Below are 14,419 nucleotides of genomic sequence, written 5' to 3' on the forward strand. Positions count from 1 at the left end.
GACTATCCGTCCGCGCGGGGCACCCAGGGAAGACGCTGCACGGCTACGCCTTCTTCTTCAAGCATCTCACGCTGGTCTTCCGACATGTCGCCGTAAATACCACGCTCCTCTGCCTCTCCCCGGTGGATGCGCAGCGCCTCATCGGCGAACCCATTGCCCACGTTTTCGCATGTCGTTTCCACCTCATGCCGTAAACGCTGCAGGAGAGCCAGAGCCACATCGGGAATTTTGCCATCCGTTTCGACAGGTTGCGCTGCGGGTGGAGCTGTTTTTTCCTCTTTCGGCGGCGCTGAACTGCGGGCCGTTCTAATGGCGGGCGCCATGAGCGCACGATCCACCCGCGTCGTACCGCACAGAGGACAGGACAGCAGCCCGCGCTGAGCCTGCTCCTCGAAGGCGTCAGAGTTGCGGAACCATCCCTCGAACTCGTGCCCTCCTTCGCAACGGAGCTGATAGTGAATCATGAAAGCTCCGCTCTCAGCCAGCCTTCAACAGGGCGTCGAGTTTACCGCTGCGCTCCAACGCAAACAGATCGTCGCAGCCCCCGATAGATTTGCCGTCGATGAAAATCTGCGGAACCGTCGTCCGCCCCCCCGAACGGCTACGGGATTCCTCACGCTCGCGCGTGCCATGCGGCGCATTGATCTCGTGAAAAGACGCTCCCTTCTGTTTCAGAAGGTTCACGGCCCGGATGCAGAAGGGGCAGCCCGGCTGGGTGTAGATCTCGATCCGTTCGCTCATTGTGCCGGTTTCATTCCTCAAAAGCGTCGATTGGTTGAAGGAAGATCATACTCATTTCTGCCTGCCTGTCATACGCCTCAGACAGAGCCTTTGCTTCATTACCGCATTGATTCCGGACGCGAGACGTCTTCCTGCGGGTCCGGCTGTGTGCGTGCGGCCGCCAGAAGCGAGACCGATGCCACGCCATGCGCCAGCAGAACCTGCGTGCAGGCGGTAGCGGTCGCCCCGGTCGTGAGAATGTCGTCCACCAACACAATGTGCCGATCTTTGAGCGCTGCCACCCGCGACCCCCGCACGGTGATGGCGTCTTTCATCTCCTGCGCCCTTGCCGTTGCGGAAAACTGTGCCAGTCGTCCAGTAGCGCGTGGACGTTGCAGGGCATCCACCAGCACGGGCAGGTGCGTCAGCCGCTCCACGGCTCGGGCGAGCAACGCCGCCTGATTGTATTTGCGCTCAAGAAGCCGCCGCCAGTGGACCGGTACCGGGATAAGCCAATCGGCCTTGCTCAGAATGTCATCCGCCGCCCGGGCCATCTGCCGCGCCAGAAAGGCAGCGTTTTCCGTCCGGTCCGCATATTTCAGAGCAAGGATCAGATCGCGCGATCCTTCGTCATACACATAAGCTGCGCGCCCATGGGACCATGGCGGTGGATGCAGTTCGCACGAAACGCAGCGCGCATCAGCCCCAAGATGTGCGGCGGAAGGCAGCGGAACACCGCATTGGTCGCAACGAGGCTGTCCGATCGGATGAAGCCGTCCGAAACAGGTCGCGCACAAGGCGCGGGGCTGGTCGATCTCGGTGCCGCAGATGGCGCATGTAGGAGGCAACACCAGATCGAGCGCGAACCGCCCTACCTTACGGGTCGTTTTCCATAGCCGGCTCTGCTCCATTTTCACTCCTCGAACATGCACAATTCTGCCAACTAACCTCTTGGCAGAATGTTTGAGCGGGCGCACATCCTGAAAGACATGTCCGAGCCACACCTCACCTTTGACCGTCACGCCGTGCGCCTGCACCGTGACCGCGCAGCCCGCACGCTTGATGGCGTGCAGGATGTTCTCGACAATGCTGCCGAGCGCCTGCTCGACCGTCTGGACGATCTGACCCGCCGCTTCCCGCTGGCACTCGATCTGGGCGGACGCAGCAGCACGATTTCCGGCCTCCAGGCGCGCGGGATCGAGGTGGTCTGTAGCGATCTCTCATTGGCTCTGGCCCAACGCAACTGCATCCCGGATGTGTTGTCCGTGTGCGCCGACGAAGAGTTTCTTCCCTTTGCTCCCGGCAACTTCGATTTGGTGGTGGCCAATCTGTCGCTGCATTGGGTGAACGACCTTCCCGGCACCCTGCTCCAGATCCGTCAGGTGCTGCGTCCCGATGGTCTGCTGCTGGCCAGCGTTCCGGTTCTACCAACTTTATCTGCGCTACGGAAAAGTCTGGGCGAAGCCGAACTTGCTGTCAGTGGAGGAGTTTCGCCCCGCGTCTCCCCACTCCCGACGCTGCGGGACTGCGCGGCACTGCTCCAGCGAACGGGATTTGCCCTTCCGGTCGTGGATGCGGAGGCCATCGACATTCGCTACCGTTCCGGTCTGGCGCTTCTGCGCGATCTGAAAGCCGCGGGGGAGAGCAATGCCGTCAGCCTGCGTGACCGACGCACACCCTCCCGACTGCTTTTTCCCGCCGCGCTGGACATGCTCTCCAGCGAACATCAGGACACGGATGGCACCCTTGCCATGCCGCTGCATCTGGCCATCATCAGCGCGTGGGCGCCAGCCCCCACTCAGCCTCAGCCACTGGCACCCGGCGCGTTCACGACGTCCCTGCGCGACGTTCTGGAAAACGAGTAATCGTCCCGTCGCGTTTCGATCCCGTCAGGAAAGCCCTTCTTCCTTCCGGGCCACAACAGCGGTCGGGCGCGCCATCACACGGGCCAGCAGCGCACTTGCTTTCCTGTAAGGACCGAGATCGATCTTCAGAGGTCCAGTCCATGAAAGAATCACTCCGGCATACGCATCGGCCTGTGTAAAACCGGCGGCGAGCCAGTAGTCGCCCGTGTCTGGAAACATGGCTTCGAACTGTCCCAGCCGCCGCTTCACGGCAGCCAGAACTTTTTCCCGGGCCGCTCCTTCAAGTGTGGGATCGAAGAGCCCGCCGATGGCCGAATGCAGATCGCCACAAAAGCCCAGAGCTTCCTGCAGGCGAGCACGTTCCAGCGAGCCGTAAGGCGGATGAAAAGCCTCAACGGACGAATGGTCACCGATATATTGCAAGATGGCGGGATTTTGGGTGATCACGACACCGGGTTCGATTTCAATGGCCGGAACGGCGCCGCGTCCGTTGATTTTCAGATAATCCTGCCCGGTTTCCGTCTTCTTCGTTGCCAGATCGACCCGCTCCAGCGTGTAGGGCAAACCTGCTTCGCGTAGAATGATGTGGGAGGCCAGCGAACAGGCTCCGGGAGTGTAGTAAAGTTTCATGCTATCCTCCGTCATTGAAGGCTGGGCCGTCCATGATGACAGCCACCTGTATGGACCTTGGCATGAACGGACGGACAAGGCACGCCTTCGATAAAACGATTTGAAATAGTGGATTTTTTGGCAAAAACACCTAGGAAATCCGTGAATGGCCTTGCCAGTGGGGTTTTCCTCCCCTACATGACCGAGAAATCACGGATTTTGGTTGTATAACAGCAGGGGCGTCCCATGACCGTTACCCAGCAGCAGATCGAAGCGCTTCGCGACGTCGGGACTGATGCCCACGCCGTTCTCGCCGCCGCGCGTCGGGTTCTGCCCGGGCAGCTTGCCATTCTGTCTTCTTTCGGAGCGGAATCTGCCCTGCTGCTGGCGCTCGTGGCGGAAACCGATCCCGATCTCCCCGTGCTTTTTCTGGAAACCGGGATGCATTTTCCCGAGACCATCGCATACCGTCATGAACTGGCGAAGACGCTGGGTCTTACGAATGTGATCGATGTGCGTCCTGCTCCGCGTGTGATCGAGGATAGGGATCCCGAGGGGCAACTCTGGGCCTTCGACCCGGACGCCTGCTGCCGCCTGCGCAAGGTCGAACCTCTCGATACGGCTACCCTGCCCTATCCCGCTCTTGTGACGGGTCGCAAGCGTTCCCAGTCCGCGACACGCAAACGTATGGAAATCATCGAACCCGATGATGGTGGCCGGATAAAGATCAACCCTCTCGCCGAATGGACGGCAGACGAGATCAAGGCGGAAATGACACGTCGTGGTCTGCCCCCGCATCCGTTGGCGGCGAAAGGCTATCCTTCCATCGGCTGCGCTCCCTGCACACGCCCCGTGGGTGAAAATGAAGATCCGCGAGCCGGTCGCTGGGCCGGGCTTGCCAAGGTTGAATGCGGCATCCACAAGCCGACCTGACAGAAGAGAAGAAAGGTTCCGCACCATGGACCATCTCGATCAACTGGAGGCGCAGAGCGTCTTCATTCTTCGCGAGGCGTATCGCAAGTTGAAGCCGCTGGCCATGCTGTGGTCGCTTGGCAAAGATTCCAACGTCATGATCTGGCTGGCCAAAAAGGCCTTCATGGGGCGCGTGCCGTTCCCGGTCATGCATGTGGACACGGGCAAAAAATTCCCGGAAATGTACGCATTCCGTGACGAATACACCAAGAAGTGGAATCTCGATCTGCTCTTGGGCGACTGTCCTCCTGTCGAAGAGATGGACCCCACGCTGCCGCCGGCTGCCCGCTCCGCCGCTCGCAAGACCGCCGGTCTCGCCGCCATGATCGAGAAGCACAAGCTCCAGGGCGTGATCGCCGGTATCCGTCGCGATGAACAGGGCACACGCGCCAAGGAGCGTGTGTTCAGCCCACGCGGCGCGTCCCATAAGTGGGATATCCGTAACCAGCCTCCTGAGTTCTGGGACCAGTACGCCACCCCGCATGAAGAAGGGATGCATATTCGCGTGCATCCGCTGCTTTCGTGGCGCGAGATCGACATCTGGCGTTATGTCGAGCGCGAAGGTATCCCGCTGGTTGATCTCTATTTCGCCAAAGACGGCAAGCGTTATCGCTCGCTCGGTGATGCCGACATCACCTCTCCTATCGAGAGCAACGCCGCCACGCTGGCGGAGGTCATCACTGAGTTGGAGACGACCAAGACGTCCGAGCGCGCTGGTCGCGCCATGGATCATGAGTCGGAAGACGCATTCGAGCGGCTGCGCGTCGCAGGTTATCTCTGAGAGAGGCTGGAACTGACATCATGAGCGATACCCTCACCGCCACCCGCCTCGACGCCGCAGACCGCGAAGCCCTGCTGGATTCCGCAACGCCCATCGTGATCGTGGGCCATGTTGACCATGGCAAATCCACGCTGATCGGCCGCCTGCTCTATGACACGGACAATCTGCAGGACGGCAAAGTCGCGCAGATCGTTGAGTCCTCCAAAAAGCGCGGTCTGGCCGTCGAATGGAGTTTCCTCCTCGACAGCCTTCAGATCGAGCGCGATCAGGGCGTGACGGTCGATTCCACGCGCATACCTTTCCGCATGGGCAACCGCCAGTTTGTCATCGTGGATGCTCCGGGACACCGCCAGTTTCTGCGCAACATGATCACAGGTGCCGCGGACGCTGAAGCCGCCGTGCTGGTCGTGGACGCCAATGAAGGTGCACAGGAACAGACGCGCCGTCACGCGATGCTGCTGCGTCTGATTGGCATCCGTCACATCATCGTGCTGCTCAACAAGGCCGATCTGCTGAACTTCGATGAACAGAAGATCAAGGCTGTGGAAGCATCTGTGACGGACCTGCTGGCGCAACTCGGTCTGACGCCTTCCCTGTTCGTCCCAGCATCGGCCCGGGATGGCGACAACATTGCCAGCCGCTCCGAGCGCTCCCCGTGGTATACGGGGCCGATCCTGACCGAAGCCCTCGCTGCGGTTCCCAGTGGCAATACGCGGGCAGCGCTTCCTTTCCGCATGCCGGTGCAGGACGTCTATCGCTTTGAGGACGTGCGCTATGTCGCCGGTCGCGTGGAACGTGGCACAGTGCGTGTGGGTGATACGCTCCAGATCGGCACACAGGGCAGCACAGCCCGCGTGAAAGAGATTGCTCGCTGGCACGCGGCCGAACGGCCAGAAGCGGAAGCGGGTGAATCCATCGCTCTCGTGCTTGAACCCGACGTCATTCCTGCACGTGGCGACCTGCTGTTCCTGCCGCACGAAGCGCCTGAAAAGGCGGCGCGCATCCATGCGCATATCTTCTGGCTGCGTCAGGAACCGCTGCGGGCTGGCGAAAGTTTTCGTCTGCGGCTAGCCACGGCTGAGCATCAGGTCACTGTGGCGTCCATCGATTCCGTCATGCGACTGGATGACCTGACGGAACAGAAGGCTGAAGAAGTCGGTCCGGAAGGCTTTGCGCAAGTCACTCTGGTAGCGGGCGAAGCCATTCAGTTCGACCCGTTCGCCCCCGGCACGTCTGACGGCCGTGGTGTGCTGGTGGACCGCAACCAGCGCATCGTTGGTGGTGCGCCTCTGCTCGGCCCTGCGACCTTGGACGGCAAGCATGCCATCCATCCATCAGGTGGCGAGCTTGACGCTCAGGAACGTGCCCGCAGCAAAGGGCATGCCGCGCGTGTGGTCTGGCTGACCGGTCTTTCGGGCGCTGGCAAGAGCACGATTGCACGTCTGGCGGAGAAAAAGCTGTTCGCGCGCGGCATTGATACCTGTTTGCTGGATGGTGACACCCTGCGCATGGGTCTGTGCAGCGATCTGGGCTTCACCGAAGCGGACCGTCATGAAAATGTCCGTCGCGCGGCTGAAGTCGCGAAAATCCTTGCCCACACCGGGCAGGTGGTGATCGTGGCGCTGATCTCGCCGCTTGCGGCGGATCGCGCGCTGGCGCGCAAGATCATTGGGACCGAATTCGACGAGGTGTTTGTCGATACCAGTCTTGGCACCTGTGAACAGCGCGACGCCAAAGGGCTGTATCAGGCGGCGCGTGCCGGAAAGATCGAGAACTTCACAGGCATCAGTGCGCCCTATGAAGCGCCAACGAAACCCGACCTACATATTCAGGCAGACAAGGCGACGCCTGAACAGAATGCCGATGCACTTGTGAATCATGTGCTGAACGCAATTCACTAAAAAGCACCGATGTTGAGGATGGATGGAATGTCCATCCTCAGCATTACGTTTTTTATTCAGAAACGCCGAAACTATTTTCGATCTGCGCTGTTGGGTTGGAAGTTGAGATAAAAAGACGACTTTCGCCACGAAAGTGGCGTCATATAAATGTCATCTGACAGCATCATTGCTCAATAATACATTCTATTCGTTGCAATAGACCGGAAGAGCGCCTCATGCTTGCAAGCTCTTCCCCCGCTATCAGGATAAAGACACGATTGTGATGCAGCCTCGTCCTGATTGCCGAACAACACGAGTAAAAATCGCTTTTCTTCTGCTGGCTTTCGCCATTCTGTGCCGCTTTCAGACATTTGGTAACCCTCTCATCCATGTCGATGAAGAGTTTTACCTCTTTGTCGGCGGACGTATTTTGCAAGGTGATATCCCTTATGTGGATATCTGGGATCGAAAACCAGCCGGCCTGTTCCTTCTTTACGCTTTTTTCCATTTATTCGGCCCCTACCGCATCTGGGCTTATCAAATCGCGGCACTGTTGAGCGTCTGGCGTACTTCTTTTCTCATCATGAAAATGGCTCGAACGATTGCTCCTCTTGGGGGAGCTATCGCTGCGGCGCTTCTTTACATCTGCTGGCTCGAACTTTCTGGCGGAGAAGGCGGACAATCCCCGGTCTTTTATAACCTGCTCGTTGCCACTGCCATGGCACGGGTCGTGTTTCAGGTTCTTCTCCAACCGACCGGTCCTGCACATATCCGTCGCACCGGGCTTGAAGCCATGGCACTCTTCGGACTGGCGTTGCAGATAAAATATACTGCTGTTTTTGAAGGAATTTTCCTCGGCTGTTTTCTTCTTTGGTATGACCGCAGAATAGCCAGATCGTGGCTGTCCACTCTTCTGGACGCCAGCCTCTGGATCGGTGTGGCCATTCTGCCCACCGGTTTGGTGGCAGCCCTTTATTATCTGGAGGGGCATGGCCAAGAGTGGGTATTCGCCAATATCAATTCCATTTTCCTTCGATCAGAAGGACCGAACGCACTTGTTCTCAATAATATAAAACATATTGTCGCCGTTGAACTTCCTCTAATATTGGGAGGAATCTTGGCGTATTTCACGATGCCAAAAGTTTCACGATATTCCGTGCCAGTGTGCTTTTTCGAACTTTGGGCGGCATCCTCCTGTCTCGGTCTCGTCGTCTTTGGCGGTTGGTATAATCACTACGCTCTCCCCACCTTTCTTCCGCTGGCGCTGATCAACGCTCCTCTATGGAACCGGACCAATGGGCGTATCGGGCTTGTCAGCCTCATCGTAATAGGAACAATCTGGGGCGAGAAAAGGCTGGGTGACTATGCGAGACGACATGGTGACAGACACACCATGAAAGAATTCATGCAGGTTTTGTCAAAGCCTTCTGGCTGCGTATTCGTCTACGAAGGGCCTGTGGCTCCCTACGATAGGGCGCCGTGGTGTCATCTCACAACACACCCCTTCCCCGGCCATTTCCATCAGGCAATGGAAGCACAGGCCACCGGGATGAATCCTGTCACAGAAATTCAGCATGTACTGATGCAAAAGCCACGCTATATCTTCATTGAAAAAATCGGCCCCGATGGCGAAAATACACGCACACGTTCCCTTCTGATGGAAGAACTCAACCGGAATTATCACATCGTCTATAGTCGAAGAATGTCGAAGAAATCCGAAAACGCGCTGCAAATATTTGGCCGCAACACAATGTTCTCAACACGGTCGATCCCCTGATGTCGCGTATCGTTATCCTTACAGGCGCTGGCATCAGTCAGGAATCCGGACTTGAAACCTTTCGCGACGAAGGTGGCATCTGGTCCCAGGTCAGGCTGGAGGATGTCTGCACACCACAAGGCTTTGCCCGCAATCCTGCTTTGGTGGACGACTTCTACAACCAACGACGTCGCGAGTTGCAAGCCGTCCATCCTAACCCGGCACATGAAGCCTTGGCTGCGCTGGAAAATGCCTGTCATCCAAACGAAGACGACGCTTTTCTGCTCGTCACGCAGAATATCGACGACCTGCACGAACGTGCCGGTTCCCGAAATGTCCTCCACATGCATGGCGAATTGAAGCGGCTACGTTGCTCCGCCTGCGGCATCACGTTCCATTGGGAAAAAGACTGTCATCCGGAAACATGTTGTCCGGCATGTGACCAACCCACTCTGCGGCCAGATGTCGTCTGGTTCGGCGAAATGCCCTTGCATATGGAGCGTATTCTTTCGGCCATTGCGCGTTGCGATCTTTTTGTGGCGATCGGCACTTCCGCCACCGTTTATCCGGCAGCAGGTTTTGTGGAACAGGCGTCCGGACACGCTCATACTGTTGAACTCAATCTGGTTCCTTCTGGAAATGCCGTGCTTTTCGATGAAGCAGCCTATGGCCCCGCCACTCAGATCGTACCGCGTTTTGTCCAGAGCCTCTTACAGGAGGGCCGTGTTCATGAGTGATGAAACGTTGGCAGCCCTTTTGAAGCGGATAAAAGCCTGCACGGCTTGCGCCGCCCATCTCCCTCTGGGACCACGTCCCGTCCTCCATGTCTCGCTGCGGGCACGGCTGCTGATTGCCAGTCAGGCGCCGGGCACAAAAGTCCATGAAACCGGCATTTCCTTCAATGACGCTTCTGGAGACCGCCTGCGAAGTTGGCTGAACATGGATCGTTCCACTTTTTACGATCCGGAGAAAGTTGCGCTGGTCCCAATGGGCTTCTGCTACCCCGGTCGTCTGCCGCAGGGTGGAGACAGACCGCCCCGTCGTGAATGCGCACCTTTATGGCGCGAAGAGGTGCTCGCTGAGCTGCCCAATATTCGCCTTACGCTGCTCGTGGGAGCTTATGCGCAGGACTATGTGCTTGGTGCAGGCCGTGTGTCGGATCGGGTGGCGCATTTTCGGGACTATCTCCCTCAATTTTTCCCTCTCCCCCATCCATCGTGGCGAACCGGGGCATGGGAGCGGAAGAACCCGTGGTTCGGAGATGAAGTTCTGCCCGCCCTGAGGAAAGAAGTGCGGCTCGCCCTTGAACAACCGGTCACGCCGATCTAATGCGCAGCCAGGCCACTCGAATGTATGGCCTCCTGCATGAAACCGATCACTCCACCAGCCATGATCTGCACTCCGATCGCCATCAGAATCAGGGCCGCCAGACGGCTCAGAATACGTGTGCCGGTCACACCGAGCATGGACGTGAGACGCTCCGCATAAGCATAGGCCACCCAGACCGTCACGGCCGAAGCTGCCGCGGCAATTGAAATACCCACGCCATATGCGAGCGAATTTCGACCGCTGTCCCCCGAACTCAGAGCGATCGCAACCGACATGGTGCCCGGTCCCACCGTAAAAGGCATGGTGAGCGGGAAAAAGGCAATGTCGCGCCAGTTGGGTGAAGAGACCGGCGTGCCGTCATCCTGCATGATCTGGCTTTGCCGCTTATGCTCGGTATCTTCCGGGCTTTGCAGCATCACCCAGCCGCCACGTGCCACAAACAGGCCGCCTGCCAGACGAAGGGCATTGATGGTAATGCCGAAAAAGCCAAGCAGCAGACTGCCTGCCCAGATGGACACCATCAGAATGCTGAAAGTGTAGATCCCCACCAGACGCGCCAGATCAGCGCGTTCTTTTGCGGTATGGTCCCCTGCCGCCTGCAGAAAGATGATCGCAGCGCCCAGCGGATTGATGATGGAGAAAAAGGCCGGATAGGCCAGAAGGAAACTGTCGCGAGCGACCGTGACCGAAGCAGGGAGATACATTGTCCGACGGGATCCCGATCCTGGTTCGACCAGCTTATGGAATAATGATGAACGTAGGCGTAATGGCCTAGGCCGCGTCCCCATAACAGACTTGAATCGATTCCGCATCAAGCTTCTTGTGCAGAAAATACAGGCCTCCCATGTTTAAGGGATGAACATGAGCACGGCCTTTCACGGCCACATTCTTCCTCCTCTCGGAGCGGATACACTGCAACGTGTGGCACGTCTGCGAAAGCTGGCGTGGCTGCTTGATGCGGCGTTGAAAATCCCGGGCACACGGTGGCGGTTTGGGGCGGACGCCATCATAGGGCTACTGCCAGTGGGCGGCACACTGGTCATGACAGCGATCTCTCTTTTCTTTGTATGGGAAGCGCGACAACTGCAAGTGCCGGCACGTGTGCTTGGAAAAATGCTTCTCAACATCATCGTGGAAGCTGGACTGGATTTTGTGCCAGTTGTGGGAGATGTCGTCGATGTCGCTTTCAAGGCCAATCTTCGGAACGTGGAACTTCTGGAGCGCCACTTCGGCATACGTCCGAATTAAACGATTCAAACAAAGAGCTCAGCTATTTTGGCGATCTGTTCCAACAATGACCAAGGCGGCAAGAAACAACGCGACGAATACCAGAAAATAGCCGTGCCAGCGCGTGTAGAAAACAGCGCCTATCGTACCGCCAATCACGAAAGACAACACGATGGCAGCGTGAAGTCTGAGCTTTTCCCGACTGTCACGCCGCTCCTCGGAATCGAGAGGAACAAAGCGTCCGCCAAGCCAGTCGGCCAGTTCCGTGCCGATATCCGTTAGAAGACCCGTCACATGGGTGGTCCGTACACGTGCATTGGATATTCGGGTTACCGTCGCGTTCTGCAATCCCATGAGAAAGCTGAACCCATACACCATGACCGGTTGAGTGTTTTCTTGAGGATAGATGATGACGAAAACACCCAAAGCCGCAAGTAAACCGGCTTCCAGCATGATGCTCCACGCATGGATGGAGCGCAGTTCACGGCGGCGACCGGCATTTACCAGTACAGTGGCCAGAAAAGCCCCCGTGACAAACGTGCCAATGAGTGCCGCAACCAAGAGAACGTCTTCTATCTTTCCCTGCTCAAGCGCAGAAGCAATGATCGAGACATTCCCTGTCATGTTGGCAGAATAAAATCCTACCGCCAGAAATCCCGCCACATTGATGCTGCCAGCAACGGCCGACAAAGAGCAACCGAGCTTCAGATCGGCCGTCGAATCTCTTTCGTCTCCCTCATGCCAGAGCATTGAACGCCCTTCTTTCCTCAATCAGAAGCGGCAAGGAGACCACCTCAACGCTGATCCGTCATGACAATGCCGAGCATCTGGTTCCTGCCCTCAGGAACAGAACGACAAAAATCCGAAATCAGCTTGTCGCAAGCGTGGGATACCCCAAAATGCCAGCCTGTTCGAGTGCACGCGCTGCCGCGAAAAGCACATCTTCCCGGCCGGGAGCGGCAATAAGCTGCACGCCCACCGGAAGTCTGGGCTCAGCATCATTGAGATGAGGCGCCAACGGAGCCGCCAGAATCGGCATCCCCCCAAGGCTGAGCGGCTGGGTCAGAATGCCCAGATTGGCACGAGCCGGAACAGATTTGCCATCCACAAGAATGGTGGAGGCGTCGATACGTGGAGCGACACCCGCCACAGTGGGAGCGATGAGAATGTCCGTTGTTTTGAAAAGCTCGCGCAAACAGTTGCGAAAAGCATTTCTTAGTCGCTGGGCCTGAATGAACGCCGCTGCAGGGAGAAGCGCTCCCGCCATCAGGCGATCACGGGTCGCGGGATCATAATCCATCGGACATTTACGCAGTCGCGGGAGATGAAGATTACCGCCTTCGGAGGCAGAAATGACGAACGCCGCTGAACGGGCCCGCTCCACCCCCGACATCTCGATCTCATGGGAACTGCCGAAAAAAGCCATGATCCTATCGAGCCCCTCCAGCAACGCAGGCGGCAGATCACGGGCGAACCATCCTCTCAGACGCGCGACCCGAAAGGACATGACGTCATCAATATCGGCGATGGAGGCTCCGTTCATCGCCTCGAATACACAGCGGAGGTCTTCCGCGCGCGCAGCCAGCGGTCCTACGGTGTCAAGGCTGGAGGCAAAAGGATACACGCCATCCATCGGCAATGCGCCCTGTGTCGGGCGGAGACCCCACACGCCGCACAGAGCCGCCGGCACACGGATCGAACCATTGGTGTCAGAACCAAGTGCAAAAGGAAGAATCCCGGTTGCCACGACCGCCGCCGAACCACCGGAAGATCCACCCGCAAGCCGGGTCGGATCATGGGGGTTGAGCGTTGTGCCGTAATGCGCGTTTTCCGTCACGAACCCGTATGCGAACTCATCCATGTTGAGTGTGGCAACGGGAATGGCCCCGGCCGCGATCAGACTCTGGATAACTGCTGCGTCCCGCTTGGCCAAAGGATTTCCCTTCAGCACAACGGAACCCGCCGTGGTCGTGATCCCCTCCAGATCGAAGATATCCTTTACCCCGAATGGCACCCCCGCAAGTGGTCCCACCTGATCGCCGTCTTTGATGCGAGCGTCCACCGTGTCCGCCATACGAAGGGCGCGCTCGGATAACAGTCGCGTCGTGCAATGCCATGCATGATCGCGCGTCTCCAATTCATGCAACGCTGTTTCAACGATCTCATGCGCTGACTGGATGCCGAACCGCACACGATTGGCTGTCGCCGTAAGCCCTCCACCCATCATGGCGTAAACACATAAGCGGGCGTGCAATCATCGGGAAGAGATACACTCTCCACCAGATCCACATGCGTTCTCAAAAGGGCCAGATTGGCCTGAACACCCGGTAGACAGGCTTCGGGAATCGGAAGATTGACCTGACGGGCGAGAAACCGCACTTCGGTGATCCGGTCCTGTTCGGTCTCGCTCATCTTATTGTCCTTCCAATCCACAATCCTATCAGCCGAAGCGACGAACCGTATCGGCAAACAGCCGGTCGAATGGTTTTGCAGATGTTACAACACCAGATGGCAACACCAGATATTTCAACCGCTTCTGCTCGGCCTCCATGAACACCTCCGAATGACGCGAAGGCGGCAACGGGATACTCAATGGACTCTCGGCCTTCTTTTGCACAAGATTCATAATCTCTTCGTGCAAGTCGGCATCCATATCGTAACAGAGTTCATGGAAATCCCCTGGCAGTGGGCCACGCCCATCAGCAATCCAACGGGCGGACAGGGTCGCACGTAGGGCAGTAAAATATTGATCCAGAAGAATGGTGTGACCAAACGGCCATCCCTGGACGGTGCTCACACCTTCATCCAGTTGGCGCCGGAACTCCTGCCCCGGCTGCCAACTCCGACGCTGCAAGGCTTCGAGACGGGAAAGAAGATCCTCGTCCGCGCGCCACGCAATGGCGCTACGCAACCATGCTGTGGCGCCGGGATTTTCATTTTTCATGGTGCGAACAAGACGGCCGATATCCCACCCCGTAAGCGTAAAATCATCCGATACTGGCAAATCGACGCTGTCCGCGCCGGGAGTGAGGCGCAGATACCAGTCGAGCGAATGAACGAACACGAAATGAATGCGCCACGGGCTGTCCTGTGAAGGCGTACCAGCGCCCCGCGCCCCTGACTCAAAGGCCAGCACAATCCGTGCCTCAAGCGAGTCTTCGATTTCCTCCAGCGACCGCTCGACGATATCGCGGATGACTGGCGTAACTTTGGTGTTCCCGTTCATTCCTGCCTCTTGTCCCGAGTCTCCATCATTCAACACGGGACTCATTTCCAAAAA

17 protein-coding genes are annotated in these 14,419 nt (G+C 57.8%); 8 read left to right on the top strand and 9 right to left on the bottom strand.

The window, feature by feature from the left end; all coding sequences use genetic code 11:
* Positions 1–2 precede the first annotated feature (2 nt).
* The 3 genes from KUA11_RS04060 to KUA11_RS04070 form a co-directional block, all read right to left on the bottom strand.
* Positions 3–464 (bottom strand): DUF1178 family protein, encoded by a 462-nt coding sequence (locus KUA11_RS04060; RefSeq protein WP_217409088.1) that lies wholly within the window; start codon positions 462–464, stop codon positions 3–5.
* Positions 465–477: 13 nt separating this feature from the next.
* Entirely contained in the window at positions 478–741 is a 264-nt protein-coding gene (grxC, locus tag KUA11_RS04065) for a glutaredoxin 3 (protein WP_217409089.1), read from the bottom strand.
* A 98-nt stretch (positions 742–839) separates the two neighbouring features.
* Entirely contained in the window at positions 840–1,631 is a 792-nt protein-coding gene (locus KUA11_RS04070; RefSeq protein ID WP_217409090.1) for a ComF family protein, read from the bottom strand.
* 78 nt (positions 1,632–1,709) lie between these two features.
* Here KUA11_RS04070 and KUA11_RS04075 point away from each other — a divergent pair, with 78 nt between their 5' ends.
* Positions 1,710–2,585, top strand: coding sequence for a methyltransferase domain-containing protein (locus KUA11_RS04075; protein ID WP_217409091.1), 876 nt, complete (start codon positions 1,710–1,712; stop codon positions 2,583–2,585).
* Positions 2,586–2,609: 24 nt separating this feature from the next.
* Here the strand turns inward: KUA11_RS04075 and KUA11_RS04080 are convergent, their stop codons facing one another.
* Positions 2,610–3,215: a glutathione S-transferase N-terminal domain-containing protein gene (locus KUA11_RS04080; RefSeq protein WP_217409092.1), complete on the bottom strand. Its 606-nt coding sequence runs from the start codon at positions 3,213–3,215 to the stop codon at positions 2,610–2,612.
* 225 nt (positions 3,216–3,440) lie between these two features.
* Between KUA11_RS04080 and KUA11_RS04085 the strand changes: the two genes are divergently transcribed.
* From KUA11_RS04085 to KUA11_RS04110, 6 genes are all read left to right on the top strand, one after another.
* Positions 3,441–4,127 carry a phosphoadenylyl-sulfate reductase gene (locus KUA11_RS04085; protein WP_217409093.1) on the top strand — a complete coding sequence of 229 codons (687 nt, stop codon included), beginning with the start codon at positions 3,441–3,443 and terminating at the stop codon, positions 4,125–4,127.
* 25 nt (positions 4,128–4,152) lie between these two features.
* Positions 4,153–4,947 (top strand): sulfate adenylyltransferase subunit CysD, encoded by a 795-nt coding sequence (gene cysD / locus KUA11_RS04090; RefSeq protein ID WP_217409094.1) that lies wholly within the window; start codon positions 4,153–4,155, stop codon positions 4,945–4,947.
* A 20-nt stretch (positions 4,948–4,967) separates the two neighbouring features.
* Positions 4,968–6,848, top strand: coding sequence for an adenylyl-sulfate kinase (gene cysC, locus KUA11_RS04095; RefSeq protein WP_217409095.1), 1,881 nt, complete (start codon positions 4,968–4,970; stop codon positions 6,846–6,848).
* Between the two features lie 259 nt (positions 6,849–7,107).
* Entirely contained in the window at positions 7,108–8,604 is a 1,497-nt protein-coding gene (locus KUA11_RS04100) for an ArnT family glycosyltransferase (protein WP_217409096.1), read from the top strand.
* Positions 8,604–9,320, top strand: a complete 717-nt coding sequence (locus tag KUA11_RS04105; RefSeq protein WP_217409097.1) for an NAD-dependent deacylase — start codon at positions 8,604–8,606, stop codon at positions 9,318–9,320. The genes KUA11_RS04100 and KUA11_RS04105 overlap by 1 nt, the downstream gene beginning before the upstream one ends.
* Positions 9,313–9,912 carry a uracil-DNA glycosylase family protein gene (locus KUA11_RS04110; protein ID WP_217409098.1) on the top strand — a complete coding sequence of 200 codons (600 nt, stop codon included), beginning with the start codon at positions 9,313–9,315 and terminating at the stop codon, positions 9,910–9,912. The genes KUA11_RS04105 and KUA11_RS04110 overlap by 8 nt, the downstream gene beginning before the upstream one ends.
* Here the strand turns inward: KUA11_RS04110 and KUA11_RS04115 are convergent.
* Positions 9,909–10,616, bottom strand: coding sequence for a MarC family protein (locus KUA11_RS04115; protein ID WP_217409099.1), 708 nt, complete (start codon positions 10,614–10,616; stop codon positions 9,909–9,911). The two genes, KUA11_RS04110 and KUA11_RS04115, sit on opposite strands and share 4 nt — an antisense overlap.
* 157 nt (positions 10,617–10,773) lie before the next feature.
* Here KUA11_RS04115 and KUA11_RS04120 point away from each other — a divergent pair, with 157 nt between their 5' ends.
* Positions 10,774–11,160 carry a DUF4112 domain-containing protein gene (locus tag KUA11_RS04120; protein ID WP_217409100.1) on the top strand — a complete coding sequence of 129 codons (387 nt, stop codon included), beginning with the start codon at positions 10,774–10,776 and terminating at the stop codon, positions 11,158–11,160.
* A gap of 18 nt (positions 11,161–11,178) precedes the next feature.
* Here KUA11_RS04120 and KUA11_RS04125 read toward each other — a convergent pair whose 3' ends face one another.
* The 4 genes from KUA11_RS04125 to KUA11_RS04140 all read right to left on the bottom strand — a co-directional run bounded on the left by KUA11_RS04125 (position 11,179) and on the right by KUA11_RS04140 (position 14,365).
* Positions 11,179–11,889, bottom strand: coding sequence for a YoaK family protein (locus KUA11_RS04125; RefSeq protein ID WP_217409101.1), 711 nt, complete (start codon positions 11,887–11,889; stop codon positions 11,179–11,181).
* A gap of 118 nt (positions 11,890–12,007) precedes the next feature.
* Positions 12,008–13,366 (bottom strand): AtzE family amidohydrolase, encoded by a 1,359-nt coding sequence (locus tag KUA11_RS04130; protein ID WP_217409102.1) that lies wholly within the window; start codon positions 13,364–13,366, stop codon positions 12,008–12,010.
* The gene (locus KUA11_RS04135) at positions 13,363–13,551 is read right to left on the bottom strand and encodes a DUF4089 domain-containing protein (RefSeq protein ID WP_217409103.1); all 189 of its coding nucleotides are present in this window, start codon (positions 13,549–13,551) and stop codon (positions 13,363–13,365) included. Before KUA11_RS04135 ends, KUA11_RS04130 begins: the two co-directional genes overlap by 4 nt.
* A 28-nt stretch (positions 13,552–13,579) precedes the next feature.
* The gene (locus KUA11_RS04140; RefSeq protein ID WP_217409104.1) at positions 13,580–14,365 is read right to left on the bottom strand and encodes a nucleotidyltransferase domain-containing protein; all 786 of its coding nucleotides are present in this window, start codon (positions 14,363–14,365) and stop codon (positions 13,580–13,582) included.
* Between the last annotated feature and the right edge of the window lie 54 nt (positions 14,366–14,419).

It is taken from the genome of Acetobacter estunensis (assembly GCF_019083805.1).
GTDB classification, from domain to species: Bacteria; Pseudomonadota; Alphaproteobacteria; order Acetobacterales; family Acetobacteraceae; genus Acetobacter; species Acetobacter estunensis_A.

Excerpts from the sequence above, each read along its gene's own strand:
- KUA11_RS04060 (WP_217409088.1), bottom strand. The coding sequence starts at position 464 with ATGATTCACTATCAGCTCCGTTGCGAAGGAGGGCACGAGTTCGAGGGA.
- grxC (WP_217409089.1), bottom strand. The coding sequence starts at position 741 with ATGAGCGAACGGATCGAGATCTACACCCAGCCGGGCTGCCCCTTCTGC.
- KUA11_RS04070 (WP_217409090.1), bottom strand. The coding sequence starts at position 1,631 with ATGGAGCAGAGCCGGCTATGGAAAACGACCCGTAAGGTAGGGCGGTTC.
- KUA11_RS04075 (WP_217409091.1), top strand. The coding sequence starts at position 1,710 with ATGTCCGAGCCACACCTCACCTTTGACCGTCACGCCGTGCGCCTGCAC.
- KUA11_RS04080 (WP_217409092.1), bottom strand. The coding sequence starts at position 3,215 with ATGAAACTTTACTACACTCCCGGAGCCTGTTCGCTGGCCTCCCACATC.
- KUA11_RS04085 (WP_217409093.1), top strand. The coding sequence starts at position 3,441 with ATGACCGTTACCCAGCAGCAGATCGAAGCGCTTCGCGACGTCGGGACT.
- cysD (WP_217409094.1), top strand. The coding sequence starts at position 4,153 with ATGGACCATCTCGATCAACTGGAGGCGCAGAGCGTCTTCATTCTTCGC.
- cysC (WP_217409095.1), top strand. The coding sequence starts at position 4,968 with ATGAGCGATACCCTCACCGCCACCCGCCTCGACGCCGCAGACCGCGAA.
- KUA11_RS04105 (WP_217409097.1), top strand. The coding sequence starts at position 8,604 with ATGTCGCGTATCGTTATCCTTACAGGCGCTGGCATCAGTCAGGAATCC.
- KUA11_RS04110 (WP_217409098.1), top strand. The coding sequence starts at position 9,313 with ATGAGTGATGAAACGTTGGCAGCCCTTTTGAAGCGGATAAAAGCCTGC.
- KUA11_RS04115 (WP_217409099.1), bottom strand. The coding sequence starts at position 10,616 with ATGTATCTCCCTGCTTCGGTCACGGTCGCTCGCGACAGTTTCCTTCTG.
- KUA11_RS04120 (WP_217409100.1), top strand. The coding sequence starts at position 10,774 with ATGAGCACGGCCTTTCACGGCCACATTCTTCCTCCTCTCGGAGCGGAT.
- KUA11_RS04125 (WP_217409101.1), bottom strand. The coding sequence starts at position 11,889 with ATGCTCTGGCATGAGGGAGACGAAAGAGATTCGACGGCCGATCTGAAG.
- KUA11_RS04130 (WP_217409102.1), bottom strand. The coding sequence starts at position 13,366 with ATGATGGGTGGAGGGCTTACGGCGACAGCCAATCGTGTGCGGTTCGGC.
- KUA11_RS04135 (WP_217409103.1), bottom strand. The coding sequence starts at position 13,551 with ATGAGCGAGACCGAACAGGACCGGATCACCGAAGTGCGGTTTCTCGCC.
- KUA11_RS04140 (WP_217409104.1), bottom strand. The coding sequence starts at position 14,365 with ATGAACGGGAACACCAAAGTTACGCCAGTCATCCGCGATATCGTCGAG.